This window comes from Gordonia sp. NPDC127522, from assembly GCF_042672305.1.
Classification (GTDB): domain Bacteria; phylum Actinomycetota; class Actinomycetes; order Mycobacteriales; family Mycobacteriaceae; genus Gordonia; species Gordonia hongkongensis.
The window spans coordinates 79,396-96,673 of the sequence record NZ_JBHXVK010000002.1 but is presented as its reverse complement, the minus strand read 5'-3'; the positions used below and the strand labels follow the sequence as shown (position 1 = coordinate 96,673).

Annotated in this window: 14 protein-coding genes; 11 read left to right on the top strand and 3 right to left on the bottom strand. The window is 67.5% G+C overall.

The genetic code is table 11. The features are described from left to right. The first annotated feature begins 196 nt into the window (after positions 1-196). The 3 genes from ACFVHY_RS04725 to ACFVHY_RS04715 all read left to right on the top strand — a co-directional run bounded on the left by ACFVHY_RS04725 (position 197) and on the right by ACFVHY_RS04715 (position 2,871). Positions 197-1,441 carry a DUF222 domain-containing protein gene (locus ACFVHY_RS04725; RefSeq protein WP_390269043.1) on the top strand — a complete coding sequence of 415 codons (1,245 nt, stop codon included), beginning with the start codon at positions 197-199 and terminating at the stop codon, positions 1,439-1,441. 275 nt (positions 1,442-1,716) lie between these two features. Continuing rightward, positions 1,717-2,022, top strand: a complete 306-nt coding sequence (locus tag ACFVHY_RS04720) for a hypothetical protein (RefSeq protein ID WP_390269040.1) — start codon at positions 1,717-1,719, stop codon at positions 2,020-2,022. A gap of 123 nt (positions 2,023-2,145) precedes the next feature. Then, entirely contained in the window at positions 2,146-2,871 is a 726-nt protein-coding gene (locus ACFVHY_RS04715) for a FadR/GntR family transcriptional regulator (RefSeq protein WP_390269037.1), read from the top strand. 4 nt (positions 2,872-2,875) lie between these two features. Here the strand turns inward: ACFVHY_RS04715 and ACFVHY_RS04710 are convergent, their stop codons facing one another. The 3 genes from ACFVHY_RS04710 to ACFVHY_RS04700 all read right to left on the bottom strand — a co-directional run bounded on the left by ACFVHY_RS04710 (position 2,876) and on the right by ACFVHY_RS04700 (position 8,116). Further along, a complete protein-coding gene (locus ACFVHY_RS04710) occupies positions 2,876-4,078 on the bottom strand; it encodes an amidase (RefSeq protein ID WP_390270320.1) in 1,203 nt (400 codons plus the stop codon). Between the two features lie 137 nt (positions 4,079-4,215). Further along, positions 4,216-6,036 carry a hydantoinase B/oxoprolinase family protein gene (locus ACFVHY_RS04705; RefSeq protein ID WP_078114076.1) on the bottom strand — a complete coding sequence of 607 codons (1,821 nt, stop codon included), beginning with the start codon at positions 6,034-6,036 and terminating at the stop codon, positions 4,216-4,218. A 1-nt stretch (position 6,037) separates the two neighbouring features. Beyond that, positions 6,038-8,116 carry a hydantoinase/oxoprolinase family protein gene (locus ACFVHY_RS04700; protein WP_390269033.1) on the bottom strand — a complete coding sequence of 693 codons (2,079 nt, stop codon included), beginning with the start codon at positions 8,114-8,116 and terminating at the stop codon, positions 6,038-6,040. Between the two features lie 255 nt (positions 8,117-8,371). On the opposite strand from ACFVHY_RS04700, the gene ACFVHY_RS04695 reads away from it, so the two are divergent. The 8 genes from ACFVHY_RS04695 (at position 8,372) to ACFVHY_RS04660 (ending at position 17,050) form a co-directional block, all read left to right on the top strand. Beyond that, a complete protein-coding gene (locus ACFVHY_RS04695) occupies positions 8,372-8,944 on the top strand; it encodes a MaoC family dehydratase (RefSeq protein WP_390269030.1) in 573 nt (190 codons plus the stop codon). After that, entirely contained in the window at positions 8,941-10,158 is a 1,218-nt protein-coding gene (locus tag ACFVHY_RS04690; protein ID WP_390269027.1) for a CaiB/BaiF CoA transferase family protein, read from the top strand. The genes ACFVHY_RS04695 and ACFVHY_RS04690 overlap by 4 nt, the downstream gene beginning before the upstream one ends. Beyond that, on the top strand, positions 10,155-11,540 hold the full coding sequence (locus tag ACFVHY_RS04685; protein ID WP_390269024.1) for an MmgE/PrpD family protein: 1,386 nt from the start codon (positions 10,155-10,157) through the stop codon (positions 11,538-11,540). Before ACFVHY_RS04690 ends, ACFVHY_RS04685 begins: the two co-directional genes overlap by 4 nt. Before the next feature lie 57 nt (positions 11,541-11,597). Beyond that, a complete protein-coding gene (locus tag ACFVHY_RS04680; protein WP_390269021.1) occupies positions 11,598-12,761 on the top strand; it encodes an acyl-CoA dehydrogenase family protein in 1,164 nt (387 codons plus the stop codon). After that, positions 12,758-13,597 (top strand): HpcH/HpaI aldolase/citrate lyase family protein, encoded by an 840-nt coding sequence (locus ACFVHY_RS04675; RefSeq protein ID WP_390269018.1) that lies wholly within the window; start codon positions 12,758-12,760, stop codon positions 13,595-13,597. The genes ACFVHY_RS04680 and ACFVHY_RS04675 overlap by 4 nt, the downstream gene beginning before the upstream one ends. A gap of 326 nt (positions 13,598-13,923) precedes the next feature. Next, positions 13,924-14,322 (top strand): hypothetical protein, encoded by a 399-nt coding sequence (locus ACFVHY_RS04670; protein ID WP_390269015.1) that lies wholly within the window; start codon positions 13,924-13,926, stop codon positions 14,320-14,322. Positions 14,323-14,528: 206 nt separating this feature from the next. Continuing rightward, positions 14,529-16,097: a hypothetical protein gene (locus tag ACFVHY_RS04665; RefSeq protein WP_390269012.1), complete on the top strand. Its 1,569-nt coding sequence runs from the start codon at positions 14,529-14,531 to the stop codon at positions 16,095-16,097. Between the two features lie 50 nt (positions 16,098-16,147). After that, positions 16,148-17,050 carry an alpha/beta hydrolase family protein gene (locus tag ACFVHY_RS04660; RefSeq protein WP_390270317.1) on the top strand — a complete coding sequence of 301 codons (903 nt, stop codon included), beginning with the start codon at positions 16,148-16,150 and terminating at the stop codon, positions 17,048-17,050. Positions 17,051-17,278: the final 228 nt, after the last annotated feature.

Below are 17,278 nucleotides of genomic sequence, written 5' to 3'. Positions count from 1 at the left end.
GATCCACAGCCATGGCAGTGATCGACCGGTCACTGGTACAGCCGAACATGTGACGAATGGGGTTTCTGTTCACTGCAGTTCACCACGGTTCACCGCTGGGTCGTGAGTGACATCAATTGCAGCACAGTTGAAATCGAATCCGATGGGGCTGTGGACAAATCTCGTCGTCGAACGTGTCGGCGAGTACCCTGATGTCATGCCCTCGATCACTGAGCTCCGCGACACCCTCATCTCTCTGCAGCCACCGCCCGACGACGGCACTGGTCGGAAGGTCATGGAGCGACTCGACGAACTGCGCGTGTTGCGTAATGCTCTCGATCATCAGATCGCCGTCCACATCGCCCTCCTGGACGCGTCGGGTGCGGCTGTGCGTGCCGGGTCGACAACCCGGTCGTGGCTGATCGACATGGGAATGCCACCCTCGGCCGCCTACCGGGGCGCGCGGATCGCCGGCGGGCTGGGATCGTTGCCGAAAGTCGCCCACTGCGCCGCCGAGGGGTACTTGTCTGCCGAGTGCGTCGACGCAGTCGTCCGCGGTATCGCGTTCATCGACAAACACGCTGCGGCTGCGGTGACCGACGAGGACCGGCCGGTGTTCGAGAGTGACTTGCTCGCGCAGGCGTTCTCCGGTGCCACCCCCGCCGAGGTCGACACCCACGCCCGCACTATCGCCCTGCGTGCTACCGCATCCGATTCCGATGTGGTCCCGGCGGCTGATGATGCATCACTGAACACCCTGCACACCCGGATGACCGAGGAAGGCAGAGTCGCGATCACCGCCGACGTGACCGCGACGATCGGCGAGAAGTTTCTGACGATGATCGACGAACGATCATGCCCACGTCCCGAACCCGACGGCGTCGGCGACCGACGCGACGCGGCCCAACGCCGCGCGGATGGTTTGGAGTTGCTGCTCGATCAGGCTGCGATCGGTGCAGCGATGACCTCCGCCGGCGCACCCCGCACCCAACTACTGGTCACCATCCCGGGCGACGGCGCTGATCCGGCACGCTTGCCGTGGGTCGGAGCCGTATCGGCGTCGACCACGCAACGGTTGTCGTGTGATGGCGGGGTCGCCGAGATCGTCCTCGACGCCGAAGGCGTGCCGTTACAGATGGGGACCACCAAACGCCTGTTCCCCCATCATCTCCGTCACGCGATCATCGTGCGGGATCAGTGTTGTGTGAAATGTGGTGCGCCAGCCGCGCATACGCAAGTGCATCATCTGGTCCACTGGAGCGAGGGTGGGCCGACTGATCTGGACAACGGGTGCTTACTCTGCCAGCGCTGTCACACCCAAGTCCATCATCACGGGTGGCAGGTGGTGATGGGCCCGGACCGGCATCCGTGGCTGATCCCGCCGGCCGATATCGACCCGCGACACCTACCCCGGCCTGCCTACAACAGGCGCACCATGCGACTCGACGACGCCCTCGTCTAACCGGGCCCCCCGGCCTCACCAGCCCCTCCGGCGTCGACCTCGACGCCACACGACCTTTGACAACTCCACAGTGTGAGACCGAACCCGGCCCCCGGGATTCTGTAGCGAGCCCACGCTGGGTGGCTTCGACCCGGCTCCTCGCTGCTCTCGGTACCGGCTCAACCAGCAGTTGGTCGGCGGCACTGTACAGCAGGCACTTTCGCTGCAGAATCCCGGCGGCATGCCGGGGCGATCGTGGGTTTCCGAGAGTGTCGTACCCACGGCATAGCGTGTGCATGAATCACACCGACGAGGGGACTTCGATGCCGAGCAGGATCGCCGCACTGAGAGACCACGGCGCCGCCAGACTCGCCGGCTACCTCGAGGTGTGTGAGGACCAGTGGGAGAACTGGCAGAGCAGAGCCAACGGTGCCCGGTTGGCAGCAATCGACCCGCTGACAATTCGGGTCTACGACGACGAGGCCGCGTACTGGGGTCGTTTCGCGGAGATGCTCCGCACTGCGATTGCGGAGGTCGAGGCGTCGGAGCGGCGAACCGCGCGCCGACGAACCGCACGACGGCCTCCCAGAGCACACAACTGAAAGACCTCAGCTCGACGACGCGACCTCGATCGAGGTCGCGTCGTCGAAGCGAAGTCGGGAAGTACGGGAGGTTCTCGTCGATCTGGTAAGTTGGGTCACACCTATCCACGATCGGAAGATGTTGTGACGGAAGCGAATAAGTCGGCGCGGCGCCCGGCGTACCAGGTCGTGGCCGATGCGCTCCGGGTGCGCATCCTGGCGGGAGAGCTGACCCCCGGTACGCGGTTACCATCCGACACCGAGTTGCGGGCCGAGTTCGGCGTCGGGCAGAGCACCGTCCGCGAGGCCATCCGCTCGCTCGCCAGCGAGAACCTGGTCCACACCACGCGCGGCGTCACCGGCGGGACGTTCGTCGCCACCCCCGACATCGGCCAGCTGAGCGCTCACCTCGAAGCCGGGGTCACCCTGCTCGCGGCGGCCGAGGGGGTCACCGTCGACCAACTGATGGAGGTCCGGCAGCTCACCGAGGTGCCCGCCGCGGGAGTCGCGGCATACCGGCACACGGACGTACATCTGGAAGAGTTGCGCGCCACCATCTTCGACCCAACCGGTGAGATCGGTCCCGAGGTGTACGCCAACAACCAGGAGTTCCACCGCGTGCTGCTTCGGGCCGCGGACAACCCGCTGCTCGACCTGATCACCGTGCCGGTCTTCCGCGTCATCGGCAGCCGATTCAGCCGCGACGCCGCTCCCGAGGATTTCTGGAAGTGCGTCGACGAAGATCACCGCGCCATCCTCGACGCGGTCGAGGCGCGGGACTCCATGACCGCGATGACCCTCATGCGCCGCCACCTCGACCACCTGGGCGACGTCTACAAACAGATGGACCTTCTCCGACGCCAGGGCTGAGCTGTCAGCCCTCGCCGACTCGCACCGGCGGAAGTCGCCGATGCCAGTCGGTGTGCGCCTGGAACTGTTCGGCGAGTGCGAACAAGGTTCCCTCGCCACCTCTCGCCGCGGTCAACTGCGCCCCGATGGGCATGCCGGACGGATGCACGCCCACCGGTAGCGCCAGGGTCGGGCCGTCGTGCAGCGACCACGGGTAGGTGAGCTGTCCCATCCGACGCGCCTGAGCCACAACGGCATCACCTCCACCGAGCGGCGGGACGTCGCCGGGCATCGCCGGGGTGAGGACCACATCGACCTCGCCGAACAACTCAGCGGTCCCGGCACGGAACACGTCACGCTGTCGCCGAGCGGCCACGACCTCCTCGTCGAAGATGCTCAGGCCCAGACGGATTCGTTCCCGGGTCGCGGGTTGGAACCGGCTCGGCTCATCGTTCAACCGCTCAGCGTGGACCTCCGCCAGATCCGAGTAGATGAGGGTGTAGACGACGTCCTGTGCCGACTCGCTGTGACGCACCGGCACATTCACGATGCTGTGGCCCAGTTCGCGAAGCAGGTCCGCGACGCCGGTCATCGCATCCCGTACTGCCGGATCCACGTCGTCGGTGACGAACGGCCACGGCATCGAGATGCGCAGCGGTCCGATCCGCAGCGGCGTCGGATCAGTGCCGGCGAGCACCGCGAACGTGTCCCGGACCAGAGCGGCCGATCGTGCCAGTGGACCGACGGTGTCGAAGTCCGCACTGACGGGGAAGATCCCGGACATGTCGAGCACGCCGACCGACGGCCGCAGACCGGTCACGCCGCAGCATGCGGCGGGCAAACGAATCGATCCACCCGTGTCGGTACCGAGCGACACATCGACGACTCCCGCCGCCACCGCGACACCGGAACCGCCGCTCGACCCGCCCGGCACACGCGTCGGGTCCCACGGGTTCACCGGCCCGCCCGAGGCCGAATTCTGACTCGTCACACCGACCGCGAACTCGGCGAGGTTCAACGTCGAGGTGATCGTCGCACCCGCACGCTTCAACGCACCGACACAGGCTGCATCGGACTCTGCCACCCGGTCGGCGAAGTACTCCGACCCACAGGTGGACCGCACCCCGCCGACCTCGATGTTGTCCTTCACACCGATCCGCGCCCCGGACAGCGGGCCGGATTCAACCCCGGGGTCGACGCCGAGCTCCTCGGGCACCCACGAGATCACCGTGTTCAATTGCTCAGCGAGCGATACGATTTCGGCAGAGGAACTCCCGCCCGCGCTGGGAGCGGAGCGAGCGGGCGGAATGCCACCGACGCCGGAAGGGCCGGCGACAGAATCACCGGCCCTTCCTGTCGAACTGTTCAGGACGCCACCCGCGACGAGCGCAGCTGCTCGGTGGCCGCTGCGTCGACCGTCCAGTCGTCGGTGTTCACGACGACACCGTAGTCCTGGCGTGCCTCCTCGGCGGTGAGGTACTCGTCCCACACGTCGGAGAGGACGGCGAACGGGTCGCGCAGGAACGGATCGCCGAAGCCGCCGCCCGACGGCATCCGGATCTCGAGTCGCTCGCCCTCGCGGATGACCTCCTGGGTCACCTTGGAGAACAGCACCTCCTCGTCCGGGGTACCGGGGTTGCGGACGAAGGATCCCGACGCGCCGTCGCCGCCGCCGAGAGCGCCGGCGGGCGGGTCGGTCCGGTTGTCGGCTTCCGACCCCAGGAAGGTGTCGGTCTGCATGTACCAGGTCCGCACGCTGCCGATGCCGCCGCGCCATTGGCCGGGTGCCGGTGACTCGTCGCGGAGTTCGTAGCGCTCGGCACGCATCGCGTGGTTGAGCTCGAGCTCCTCGATCGGGTTGTTGCGGGTGTTGGCCATCAGGGCGTCGACGGCGTCCATGCCGTCCTTGCCGTTACGGGCGCCGTAGGAACCCTCGTTGATCTCGATGTACACCCAGTACGACTCGCCGTCCTCGGCCAGACCGGAGTAGGCGATCGCGCACAGGGCGGCCGACGAACCGGCGATCGCCCGCTCGGGCAGCACCGGCGCGAGCGCCAGGTTGATCGAGTCGAAGATGCGGTTCACCTGCGAGAAGCGTGCGAAGCACGACGCCGGGAAGTCCGGGTTGAAGATCGTGCCCTCCGGCGCGTAGGCGCGCACCGGACGGAAACAACCGTCGTTCTGCGGGACGAACTCCTCGGTGAGGTGCTCATCGAGCAGGATCGTGCGGATGGCGCTGACCGCGACCGGCAGCACCGAACCCTCGAACGGCACGTTGAACGCGGTCGGCACCTGGTCGTTCGAGCCGGTGAGGTCGATGAGGACGTCTTCGTCCTCGACCTGCACGCGCACCGCGACCTTCAGCGGCACACCGCGATTCTTGCCGTCGTCGTCGAGATAACCGATAGGCGCCTCGTAGCTGCCGTTGGGGATCTGGCGGATCCGGCTGCGCAGCATCTCTTCCGAGTAGTCCATCCACCGGTCGGCGGCGGACATCACGACGTCGAGGCCGTACTTCTCGAGCAACTCGACGAACCGCTTCTCGCCGATGCGCGAGCACGCGATGAGGGCCTCGAGGTCGCCGCGGTTCTGCTCGGGGGTACGCACGTTGTCCAGGATGTGCTGGATCAGCATGTCGTTGCGGACGCCGCCGTCGTAGATCTTCATCGAGTCCATCAGCTTGCCTTCGGCCCAGACGTCGACGACGTCCATGCACAGGCCGGGGAAATTGCCGCCGATGTCGGAGACGTGGCCGGTGCAGCCGGCGAAACCGATGTGCTCACCCTCCCAGAAGATCGGGATGATCACGCCGTAGTCGGGGGAGTGCGCGGCACCGTGATACGGGTGGTTGTGCAGGATGACGTCACCCGGCTTGTAGGTTCCGGCGAGTTTGCGGTTCACGCCGCGGATGTAGGCCGGGATCGAACCACAGTGCATGGGAGTCGAATCCGACTCGCACAGCTCGCGACCGTTGACGTCGAAGATGCCGGCGCCGAGATCCTCGGACTCGCGGATCAGGCTCGAGTACGCCATCCGGTAGAGGACCTGGGCCATCTCCTTGGCCATCGAGTTCAGCGCACCGCCGATGACGCGCAGCGTGATCGGGTCGACCTCGACGGTGTTCCATGTCCGGTTCGCCTCGGCGGCGAGCGAAACGCCGTCCGTGGGCATCAGGGCCTTCGCCATGTCAGGCGCTCCTCTCGATGATGATGTGGCCCACGGCGTCGACCGTGGCCTTCTGTCCGATGCCGACGATGGTCGTCGAGTCGAACTGCTGGACGATGGCCGGGCCCTCGAAGGTGTTGCCCGCCTTGAAGAGTGTGCGATCGTAGACGGGAGTGTCGACCCATTCCGGATCAGCCGAGTCGTTCTTCCAGAAGAGCGCGCGGGTGGTCTTCTTGATCGCGGCCGAGGCGTCGGCGTCGCCCTTCTCGATCTCGGCGATACGGATGTGCTCGACCGCGCCGACACCGGTCACGCGGATGTTGACCAGCTGGACCGGCTTGTCGTCGAAGCGTTGCGAGTAGGTGCGGCCGTGCACCTCGTGGAAGGTGGCCGCGGTCTGCTCCACCCAGTCGGCGGTGATGTCCCCGGCGGGTGCGGGCACCCGAAGTTCGTAACCCTGTCCGACATAACGGCAGTCGACGCTGCGCTCGAGGGTGATCGCGTCCTCGGCGATGCCGTCGGCCCGAAGCTGGGCCACGGCCTGCTCGGACAGTCGATCCATCTCACGACGCAGCAGGTCGAGGTCGGGCTCGGCCGACGAGGTCCACACGGTGGTGGGGACCTCATAGCGCACGTCGGTGGTCAGCAGGCCGACCGCCGAGGTGATCCCGGGATGGCCGGGGACGATGACGCGTGGTATGCCCAGGTGCTCGGCGATCTGCCAGGCGTAGAGCGGCCCGGCGCCGCCCTCGGCGACCAGCGAGAACTCGCGCGGGTCATAGCCTTTCCGGACCGAGTGCAGCGAGATGGCCTCGGTCATCGAATGGGCGAGGATCTGGAAGATGCCCATGGCGGCATGCTCGAGATCGGCGCCGAGCTTGTCGGCGATGTGGGTCCTGACCGCGTCGGTCGCGAGCTCCGGCTTGACCTCCATGGTTCCCGACAGGAAGCTGTCGGCGCCCAGCCAGCCCATGACCACCATCGCGTCGGTGGATGTGGGTTCGGTGCCGCCGCGGTTGTAGCAGGCCGGTCCGGGCATCGCGCCGGCGCTGCGCGGCCCGACGCGGAACATGCCGCCCTCGTCGATGCTGGCGATCGAGCCGCCGCCGGCGCCGATGGTGTCGACCTCGGCCATCGGGACCATCGCGTGGTAGTCGCCGATGCGGGTGTCGAGCAGGTGCTTCATGCGGAGCTTGCCGTCGGGTGCGACGCCGATGTCGGCGGAGGTACCGCCGACGTCGAGGGTGATGACGCTCGGATAGCCCGACGCCTTGCCGATGAAGCAGCCGCCGAGCAGGCCGGCGACGACGCCGCTGGTCAGGAGCGAGACGGGCACCTCGCTCGCGCTGCGGGAGGTCACCAGTCCGCCGGCGGAGGTCATCAGGTGGACGTCCTCGCCCACCTGGGCGGCCTTCGCCTTGCCGGCCAGGTTCTCGATGTAGCGCGAGGTCTTGGGACCGACGAAGGCGTTGAGGGCCGTCGTGGAGAAGCGCTCGTACTCGCGGTACTGCGACGCCACATCGCTGGACAGCGAGACGAACACGCCGGGGTACTCCTCGGCGATGATCTCGCGGACGCGACGCTCGTGCGTGGGGTTGCGGTAGGCGTGCAGGAACGCGACCGCGATCGCCTCGACGCCGCGCTCGCGGAGCAGGCCGATCTCACGACGAACCGCGTCCTCGTCGAGCGGGGTCAGCACGTTGCCTGCGGCGTCGATCCGTTCCGCGACGGTCCGCCGGTTGCGGCGGGGGACCAGCTGCCACTTCTGCCAGGGCAGGTCCTGGTAATTGGAGTAGTTCAAGGGGCGCTTCTTGCGCGCGATGTGCAGGAGGTCCCGAAAGCCGTCGGTGGTGATCATGCCGACGTCGCTGCCGTTGTGCTCGAGCACGATGTTGGTGGCCACGGTGGTGCCGTGGAAGAACATCTCGATGTCCGCGACGTCGATACCCGCGCGTTCGGCGAGCACCCCGATCCCGTCCATCGTGCCGATCGAGGGATCGTGGTTGGTCGACGGAGTCTTGTGCACCGTGACCGTCCCGTCGTCGTCCCACAGGACCAGGTCGGTGAACGTGCCGCCTACATCCACGCCGATTCGCTTCATCGAAACTCGCTTCCTCTTTCCATGCCGTCACCCCGACGTCTTCAGCTGTGTCCCCGATGACGGGAGTGATCTGAGCCATAGATGCGCTCGGGAGCATCATGCAATACATCCGATGGTTTCGGCAACACCTGGATGTAAATTCGAGGTATCGCCAGGAATGACACGACCTTGACGTCCTAAAGATCAGATGTTTATGGTGGTCCGCGTCACGGCTCGTTGTGTGCACCCCACGACGCCGCACCCTGAGGAGGACCATTGACCACCCATCCCGCCACGCTCGGACGCTTCTTCGAGGACTACGTCGTGGGCGACGTCTACCAACACCCGATGGGCCGCACCATCACCGACACCGACAACGCATGGATCACGTGCCTGTCGATGAACACCAACCAGAACCACTTCAACGAACATCTGGCCGCGACGAACCCCATCACCGACGGCAAGGTCATCGTGAACTCGGGCCTGACCATCGCCCTGGTGCTCGGACTCTCGGTCATCGACATGAGCCAGAACGCGGTGGCCAACCTGCAGTTCACCGACGTCAAGCTTGCCCACCCGGTGTATGTCGGCGACACCATCTACGCCGAGAGCATCTGCACCGACCTGCGTCTGTCGAAGTCGCGCCCCTACGCGGGGATCGTGTCGATGGTGACGCGTGGGGTCAATCAGGACGGTGAGGTCGTCATCTCCTGGAAGCGGTCGGTGATGGTCGCGACCCGCGAGAGCGGCATCGGCCAGAACTACTTCCCCGAGGTCAAGGCGCCGGCGCTGACCGAGATCGCCCCCGTCGCGAGCTCCGAGACCGCCACCTCCGAGGCCGTCCGATGAGGCCGCTCGAGGACGTCCGGATCATCGCGATCGAGCAGTACGGCGCCGGCCCGTTCGGCAGCGTCCACCTCGCCGATCTCGGTGCCGATGTGCTCAAGATCGAGGAACCGAAGTCCGGCGGCGACGTGGGACGCTATGTCCCGCCGTACAACTCCGGTGAGGACTCGCTGTTCTTCGAGACCTTCAACCGCAACAAGCGCAGCCTGTCCCTCGACCTCGAAACACCCGGCGGGCGCAGGGTTTTCGAAGATCTGGTGCGGACCAGCGACGCGGTGTACTCGAATCTGCGGGGAGACGTCCCGGCGAAGATCAAGATCACCTACGACGACCTCAAGCACCTCAACCCGGCGATCGTGTGCTGCAGCCTCACCGGCTTCGGCATGACCGGTCCGCGCGCAAAGCAGCCCGGTTACGACTACATCCTCCAGGGCCTCGCGGGCTGGATGGACCTCACCGGTGACCCGGACGGCCCGCCCACCAAATCCGGTCTGTCCCTTGTGGATTTCTCCGGTGGCTTCGTCGCGGCGCTGAGTTTGCTGGCCGGCCTGCACGCGGCCCGTCGTGACGGCGTGGGCGGCGACTGCGATGTGTCGCTGTACGACACCGCGGTCTCGATGCTCACCTACCCGGCGGCCTGGCACCTCAACGCCGGCTACCGTCCCGGCCGGACCAAGAACTCGGCTCATCCCTCGCTCGTCCCGTTCCAGGCGTTCGAGGCCGCCGACGGCTGGTTCGTCGTCGGCTGCGCCAAGGAGAAGTTCTGGGTTCGGCTCGCCGAGGCGATCGGCCTGGCGGAGCTGCTCGACGATCCGCGGTTCACCGATTTCGCCGCCCGGGGTCAGCACAAGGACGAGCTTCTCCCATTGCTGGAGAAGCGGTTTGCCGAGGCCTCGGTCGAGCACTGGGTGGGGTTGCTGACCACCGCAGGTGTGCCCACCGGCCCGATCAACGACGTCGAGCAAGCACTCACCGAGGAGCACACGCTCGCGCGCGGACTCATCGCGACGACCGAGCACGAGGTGTGGGGTGAGGTACGCCAGGTGACCTCACCGGTGCGCTTCGGCGCCGAGCCGCCCGAGTATCGTCGGGCACCACATCGCAACGAGAACTTCGACGAGGTGATGAGCCTGCTGGGATACAGCGCGGACGACATCCGGGGTCTCGTCGACGGTGGCGCGTTCGGGTCTGTCGACCGGACACCGGAATCGTCGTGACCGCCCGCCGACTCGCGAGCTGGGCCACCGGCCTGAGCCTCGACGCCATTCCGGAGAAGACCCGGCGCGCCGCGCTCCGGCACCTCCTCGACGGTCTCGGCAACGGGATCGGTGCCCGACGCCGTGACCAGGGCGGGCCGGGACTGTCCGTGGCGCGCGGCCTCGGCGGTCCGGCGCAGGCACATCCACTCGGGGACGCCGAGGCGATCTCCGCACCCGCAGCGGCCTTCGCGAACGGTGTGCTGATGCACGCGCTCGACTTCGACGACACGCACGCCGGCGCTCTCGTGCATCCGACGACCGTTGTGGCGCCCGCGGTTCTCGCAGTCGCCGAAGAGGTCGGCGCCACCGGAGCGCAGGCGGTGACCGCACTGGTCGCCGGGCTCGAGGTCGCGTGTCGTCTGGGTGCGGCGGCTCCGCACGGGTTTCACGCTCGGGGCCTGCACGCGACCGCAGTGGTCGGACCCCTCGCCGGGGCCGTGGCCGCCGGACTCCTCTACGGTGCCGACACCGACGTGCTCACCGATGCGATCGGGATCGCCGCGTCGTCGTCGGGTGGGTTGCTCGAGTTCCTCGACACCGGTGCCAACACCAAGACCCTGCACCCGGGCAACGCCGGTCTCAGCGGTGTGCTGGCCGCGCGCCTGGCCGTGGCGGGGGCGAGCGGACCGGAGTCGGTGCTCGAGGGGCGACGTGGCCTGTACCGCGCGCTCGCCGACCGCGACATCGACCCGGACACCATCGTCGCCGACCTCGGAACCCGTTGGGAGGGCGCGACCATCGGGATCAAGCCGTACCCGAGCTGCCAGCTCATGCACGCCTCGCTCGACGCCGTTGCCGCCGCCCTCGCGGCCGCGCGTGAGGACGGCGCCGACCCAGCGCCGCAACGGATCACGAGCATCTTCGTCGATGTGCACCCCGACAGCCTGGACATCGTCTGCGGACCCGGGACCGGGACCCGCGCACCGCGCAGCGTCTACGACGCGAAGTTCGACCTCCCGTGGAGCGTCGCCGCACTGGTCCACGACGGTGCGGTGACCGTCGACACCTACGCCGAACACTCGATCGCGCGATCCGAGGTCGCGACGACCGCCGGTCTCGTCGAGGTCGTCTCCGTACCCGATGACCGCCCGGCCGCCGATGCCGCCGGCCGGGCGGTCATCACCTTCGAGGACTCCACGCGCGTCGTCGGCGAGGTCCCGTGCAGCCGCGGGACGTCGGGACAGCCCATGGACGACGACGCGGTCGCCGAGAAGTTCCGGGGCAACACCGGCGGGGGAGACGACACCGAAGCTCTCGTCGACGCGGTCTTCGGTCTGTGCGACGCACCGTCGGTGGCGCCGCTCACCGAGTTCGCGGCCGCCATCGTCGCGGCCGGTTGAACGCTCGCCCCTGCCCGGGATCTCCCGGCCTTTCATCCTCACAGTACGGAGAACACAATGGATTTCAGCTTCACCGAGGAACAGCGCGACTTCCGCGCCGCCCTGCGTCAGCTGGTCGACAAGGAGATCATCCCGGTCGCCAACGAGTGGGAACGCACTGGTCGCTATCCGACCGAGATCGTCGACCGGTTGCGGGAGATGGGTCTGTTCGGGATCACCACACCCGAGGAGTACGGCGGCCTCGAACTCGACATGGTGTCGTTCACGCTCGTGTACGAGGAACTCGCGCGTGGCTGGATGGGCATCGCCGGCATCCTGGGCAGCCACAATCTGTCCTGCTGGATGATCGCGCGCCACGGCACCGACGAGCAGAAGGCGCAGTGGCTCCCGCGCCTGGCGAGCGGCGAGTGCCGCACCGGCATCGGCCTCACCGAACCGGGGGCCGGGACCGACCTGCAGGGCATCAAGACCACCGCCACCAAGGACGGCGACGACTACGTCATCCGCGGCACCAAGACCTGGATCACCAATGCGCGGCACGCGAATGTGCTTCCGGTGCTGGTGAAGACGGACCCGACCGCCACTCCGGCACACAAGGGCATGAGTATCCTGCTGGTGGACACCACGACTCCCGGCTTCGAGGTCCAGCGCGACATGGGCAAACTCGGCTACAAGGGCACGGAGTCGTGCGAGATCTTCCTCGACGAGGTGCGCGTCCCGCAGTCGACGCTGCTCGGCGGCGTCGAGGGTCGCGGTATGCAGCAGGCCCTGTCGGGCCTCGAGATCGGGCGCCTCAATATTGCCGGACGCAGTGTCGGCATCGCCCAGGCGTCCTACGACGCGGCGCTGAACTACTCGCGGGAGCGGACCGCGTTCGGCAAGCCGATCTCGGACTTCCAGGCGATCCAGCTCAAGCTCGCCGACATCGCCACCCAGCTGCAGGCCGCCCGCTTGATGACGTATTGGGCTGCGGCGAAGGCGGATTCGGGCGCTCGCGTCGACGGTGAAGCCGGCATGGCCAAGTACTTCGCCTCCGAGACGGCGATCACCGCAAGCCTGGAGGCGATGCGCATCCACGGTGGTTACGGCTACTCGACGGAGTTCAACGTCGAGCGCTACTACCGCGACGCCCCGCTCATGTCCATCGGCGAGGGCACCAACGACATCATGCGCACCGTCATCGCCAAGGCCCTGGTCAACGGCACCGTCACCGTCGGATGACGCCGGCGCTGATCTTCCTGTACGTCCCGGGGGACCGGCCGGAGCGGTTCGACAAGGCGGCAGGTTCTGGCGCCGATGCGATTGTCCTCGACCTCGAGGACGCGGTCCCGCTCGCCGGGAAGGACACCGCGCGCATAGCGGTCGGCGAATGGCTGGCGAGCCGAGACCGCGCGGGTGTGCCCGCCTGGGTGCGGGTGAACCCGGGCCCCGAGTTGCTCGACGACCTGACCATGGCGGTCCGGGCCGGCGCCGACGGGGTCTGGCTACCCAAGGTCGACGACGCGGCGAACCTCGACCGTGTGGACGGTCTGCTGACGGAACTGGAAACCGAGTTCGGCGGCCCGCGAACGCCGGTGTCGCCGCTCATCGAGACCGGTGCCGGGCTGTGCAACGCGGCGGCGATTGCAGCGGGCCCGCGGGTGGCGTTCGTCCAGATCGGCGAGGTCGACCTTGCCGCGGATCTCGGTGTCTCACCAGTGGTCGGCAACGAATTGCTCTGGGCACGTTCGCAAGTGGTGGCGGCGTCAGCCGCCGCGAAGATCCGTCCGCCCCTGGCGGCGGCGTCGCCCTCGATCGGTGATGACGCCGCGTTCGAGGTCGAGACCAGGCAGCTGATCGGTCTCGGGTTCTTCGGACGGGCCTGCATCCATCCGCGTCAGATCGCGCCCGCGCGATCCGGCATGGCTCCATCCGAGTCCGAGGTGGCCACGGCTCGGGATGTCCTGGTCGCATTCGACGCGGCCGGTGGTGGCGCGGCGACCGACAGCGCCGGCCGCCTCGTCGATGAGGCCGTCGCGCGGATCGCCCGAAGAACTCTCGCCCGGCAGCCAACGTAAGATCGGTGACGCCGGGTCGGGGGACTCCACGGTTCCCGCCTGGCGTGCCGGACCCGACACCTCACGCGACATCGAAACGGAGACAGACATGGTGGACACCATCTTGTGGCAGGCGATTCAGGACAACGAGCTGGCACTGGCGGTCCTGCAGTACGTGTTCTCGGGCGTCAAGTAGGCCACCTGCGGACATCCGGGGGAGATTTCGGCGAACTCCGGCGGGCCCGGGGTCGACGCGTAGGGATCACCGACGAACCCCTGGTGAAGGCTCGGTGAAGTCTGCTCGAGGCCCCTCGTGATGCGCTGATCTTGATCCTAGGGTCGGCATCATGAATCGATCTGTGGTGAAGAAGATGTCGGTGGTCGCCGCGACGATGGGCGCGGCGGCGGTCCTCAGCGTGGTGGGTTCGCCGGGTGCGTCGGCGAACTCGTTCTCCACCAGCACGCATGGTGGCACAGCGAGTTACGACGACGGGGGCGACCGGTTCTGTGCTTTCGCGTGGAACACCGAGGGAGTCCGTACGGTCCGGGTCACCCTGACCGCCATCAGTCGCCCCGGCCCGAGCCACGACTTCACCGAGCGCAACACCTACGCCGGCGGCTCTGCGGGCAACACGTGCCGCAGCCTCGCCACCGCGTATGAGGACACCCAGTACCGGGCCGTCATCCGCGGTTACTGGGGTGAGCCCGGGACGACCCAGACCAAGACCGTCACCTTCTACAGCTGACCCCACCCACCCATCCGGTACCGAGCCGCCGGTCGCTCTCCCGAGCGGCCGGCGGTGTGCTGTGTCGGGAGTCGACCTTTTGTACATACATTCACGGTGCGATTTCGGTAAGTGCTGAGCGACGATTTCGGGACGCATTACCGGGATCATTTCGCGAATTGGTCAGCTCGTCCGGCGACGCCGGAAATGTCCGCTAGTGTTTAGCAATGCTCACTGGCGCACGCGGAAATCGATGGCAGATCCGACTCGCCGCGGCAGCACTTGTGCTGGTCGTGGCCGCAGGTCTGTCCATCGTCTCGTCCGGACCGTCGCAGGCTGCGCCCGTGGTGAACCCCGGGGCCGGAAAGCTCGTCGCGCAGACCGATTTCCAGGTCCGGCGAGACGGATTCTCGTTCGAGAACTGGGGACCGAATGATGCTCTGCACACCCGCGGCCTGAGCATCGAGGGCATGCGTGCCGTCTTCGGTGACGAGGTCTGCGCCCGCATCGTGCTCGGGGTGTGTTCGCCGACGACGGTGGCCGAACTCGTGCAGCAGGAATTCAACGAGTCGATGGCGGGCGGGCACTGCTTCGGAATGGCCGCACTCGCCGGACTGTATGCCACCAAGCGTCTGAACCCGTTCCCGTTGGCGATGCCGTGGCAGTCCATCTACAGCATCCGCCCGTCGGCACCGCTCGACGAACTCATCGCCCGGATGTTCATCACCCAGGGGTTCCCGCCCACCGACCTGGCGCAGTCCGAGGTCACGGTCACCCAGGCACTGTCCCGTCTGCGGTCGGCGTGGGCGCGCAACGACAACTACGTCTTGGCGATCTACACCGACGAGGAACAGAGCGCCGGACACGCCATCAACCCGATCGCGATCCGCGACCTCGGCCAGGGCAAGCGCGGCATCGTCGTGTACGACAACAACTTCCCCGGCGTCGAGAAGATGATCGTCGCCGACCCCGCCGCGAACAGCTGGTACTACTCGACCGCGACCAATCCGTCGGAGCCGACCCTGCTGTTCCAGGGCTCCCCGCTCAACAAGATGATGCTCGTCCCGTTGGCGCCGATCCTGGCACGTCACCAGGATCCGGAACTGCGCAGCGACGAGACCGTGGTCATCGTCTCGGACAACAACGGTGGCGCCCGCGGCGCCGGCGACGTCGACTGGGATGTGCGGGTCACCGACCCCGCGGGTCGTACGATCCCGGGCGTCGACAAGAAGATCCTGTTCAACAATGACAACACCGCCACCTTCACGGTCCCCGCGAACCGCCCGTTCCGGATCATCGTGGACGGGGTGGAGGCGGGTCGCACCGCGGACATCGACGCCACGGTGCTCAGCGCCGGTGGTGTCGTGGCGATGGGTGATCTCGAGGTGCCCGCAGGCGCGGTCGCGGCCATCGATGCCGACCCGGCGCGCCACGGGATGCGGGTGACCTCGTCGGCAGCATCGACTGCCGAGTTCCAGGTCGCGACCGAGAACTCGCTGCGCTCGCTGTCGACCGAGACCACCCAGCTGGCCGTCGGCCCGGGTTCCGCGGTGTCGGTCGGAACCGCGAGTACCGGTGTCACCGTCCGGTCGGAGGGACGGGCGCAGCGACTGCGTCTGGAGGTCGAACGAAGTGACACCTTCACCGATCGGATCGCCGTCAGCCCGACGTCGATCTCGCTGCCCGCGGGCGCGACGGTCACGGTGCCGGTGAATCTGTGGCCGGGATTCGGGCCGCTTCCGGCGACCGTCCGCAGTGGCCCGTCGATCACCCCCGTGCCCCTGAGCGCGCGGTGAGGACGTCGTCGGTCGGCGGCCGCATCGCATCGGCCGTTCTCGTCGCGAGCGTGGTCGGTCTGTCCGCGTGTTCCGGCGGATCGACGACGACCACGACCCCGTCCAGCAGTGCGACGGCGGCCCCGGCCGAGTACCTCGACGAGGTGACCGTCCACCGGGTCGACTACCCGACGCCGGATGACGGTGACTCCGAGCAGAATTGGGCCGAACTGTATCTACCCGCGGGTGAGCAGCGGGTCGATTCGATTCCGCTCGTGGTCCTCATCCACGGCGGTGCGTGGCAGAGCGCTCTCGGCGCGGACATCTTCGAGCCGCTGGCGCAAGACCTCGCCGGCCGCGGCATGGCCGTCTACAACATCGAGTACCGCCGAGTCGGTTCGGGCGGTGGATGGCCGACGACGTTCCGCGACGTCGCGAGCGCCCTCGATCACGTCGTCGTCGTGGACCGGCAGTTCCCGCAGATCGACACCGACGACGAGCTGATCGTCGGGCACAGCGCGGGTGCACAACTCGCGGTGTGGGGCGGTACCCGGCACAAGCTGGAGGACGACGAGGTCGGTGCCCGACCATTGTTCCGCCCGACGCGCGTCGTCTCCCTCGCCGGTCCACTCGACATGACCTATGCGGCAACGCATGGCGACGACCGCATCGTGACCGCCCTCGGCGGCACCCCGACCCAGGTTCCGCAGCGGTACACGATGGTCGATCCCATCCAGAACATCGATCCCGACACCCCGGTGGTCGCCGTCCACGGAACCGCCGACCGAATGGTCTCACCGGCGAACTCACAGCGGTACGCCGCCGCCGTCGTCAAGGCCGGCGGCGACGCGGAGGCCGTACTCATCCCGGGCGGCAACCACGGCTCGGTGGTCGCCTCGAACGCACCCGAATACCCCCGGGTCCTCGACATCATCACCGGCGCGTCGGCCGCCGACGTGCAGGACGTGGCCTGACAGATCGGATCCCGTTGCGCTTTCTCCCGGTTCCCGGGACAAAGCGCACCCTGATCCCCGCGTGCCCATTCGCGAGCGGCGGCGGGACAGACTGTCGGTGTCAGGTGGACAGAATGCGGGCGTTCTGTAGCTGTCGTGTCCGGATGCGACGGACCACGATGGACACACTGCGCATCGTCGCGCGCCCTGCCCGACCGCGCCCGAACCTCGGGGCCGAGATCTCTGGAC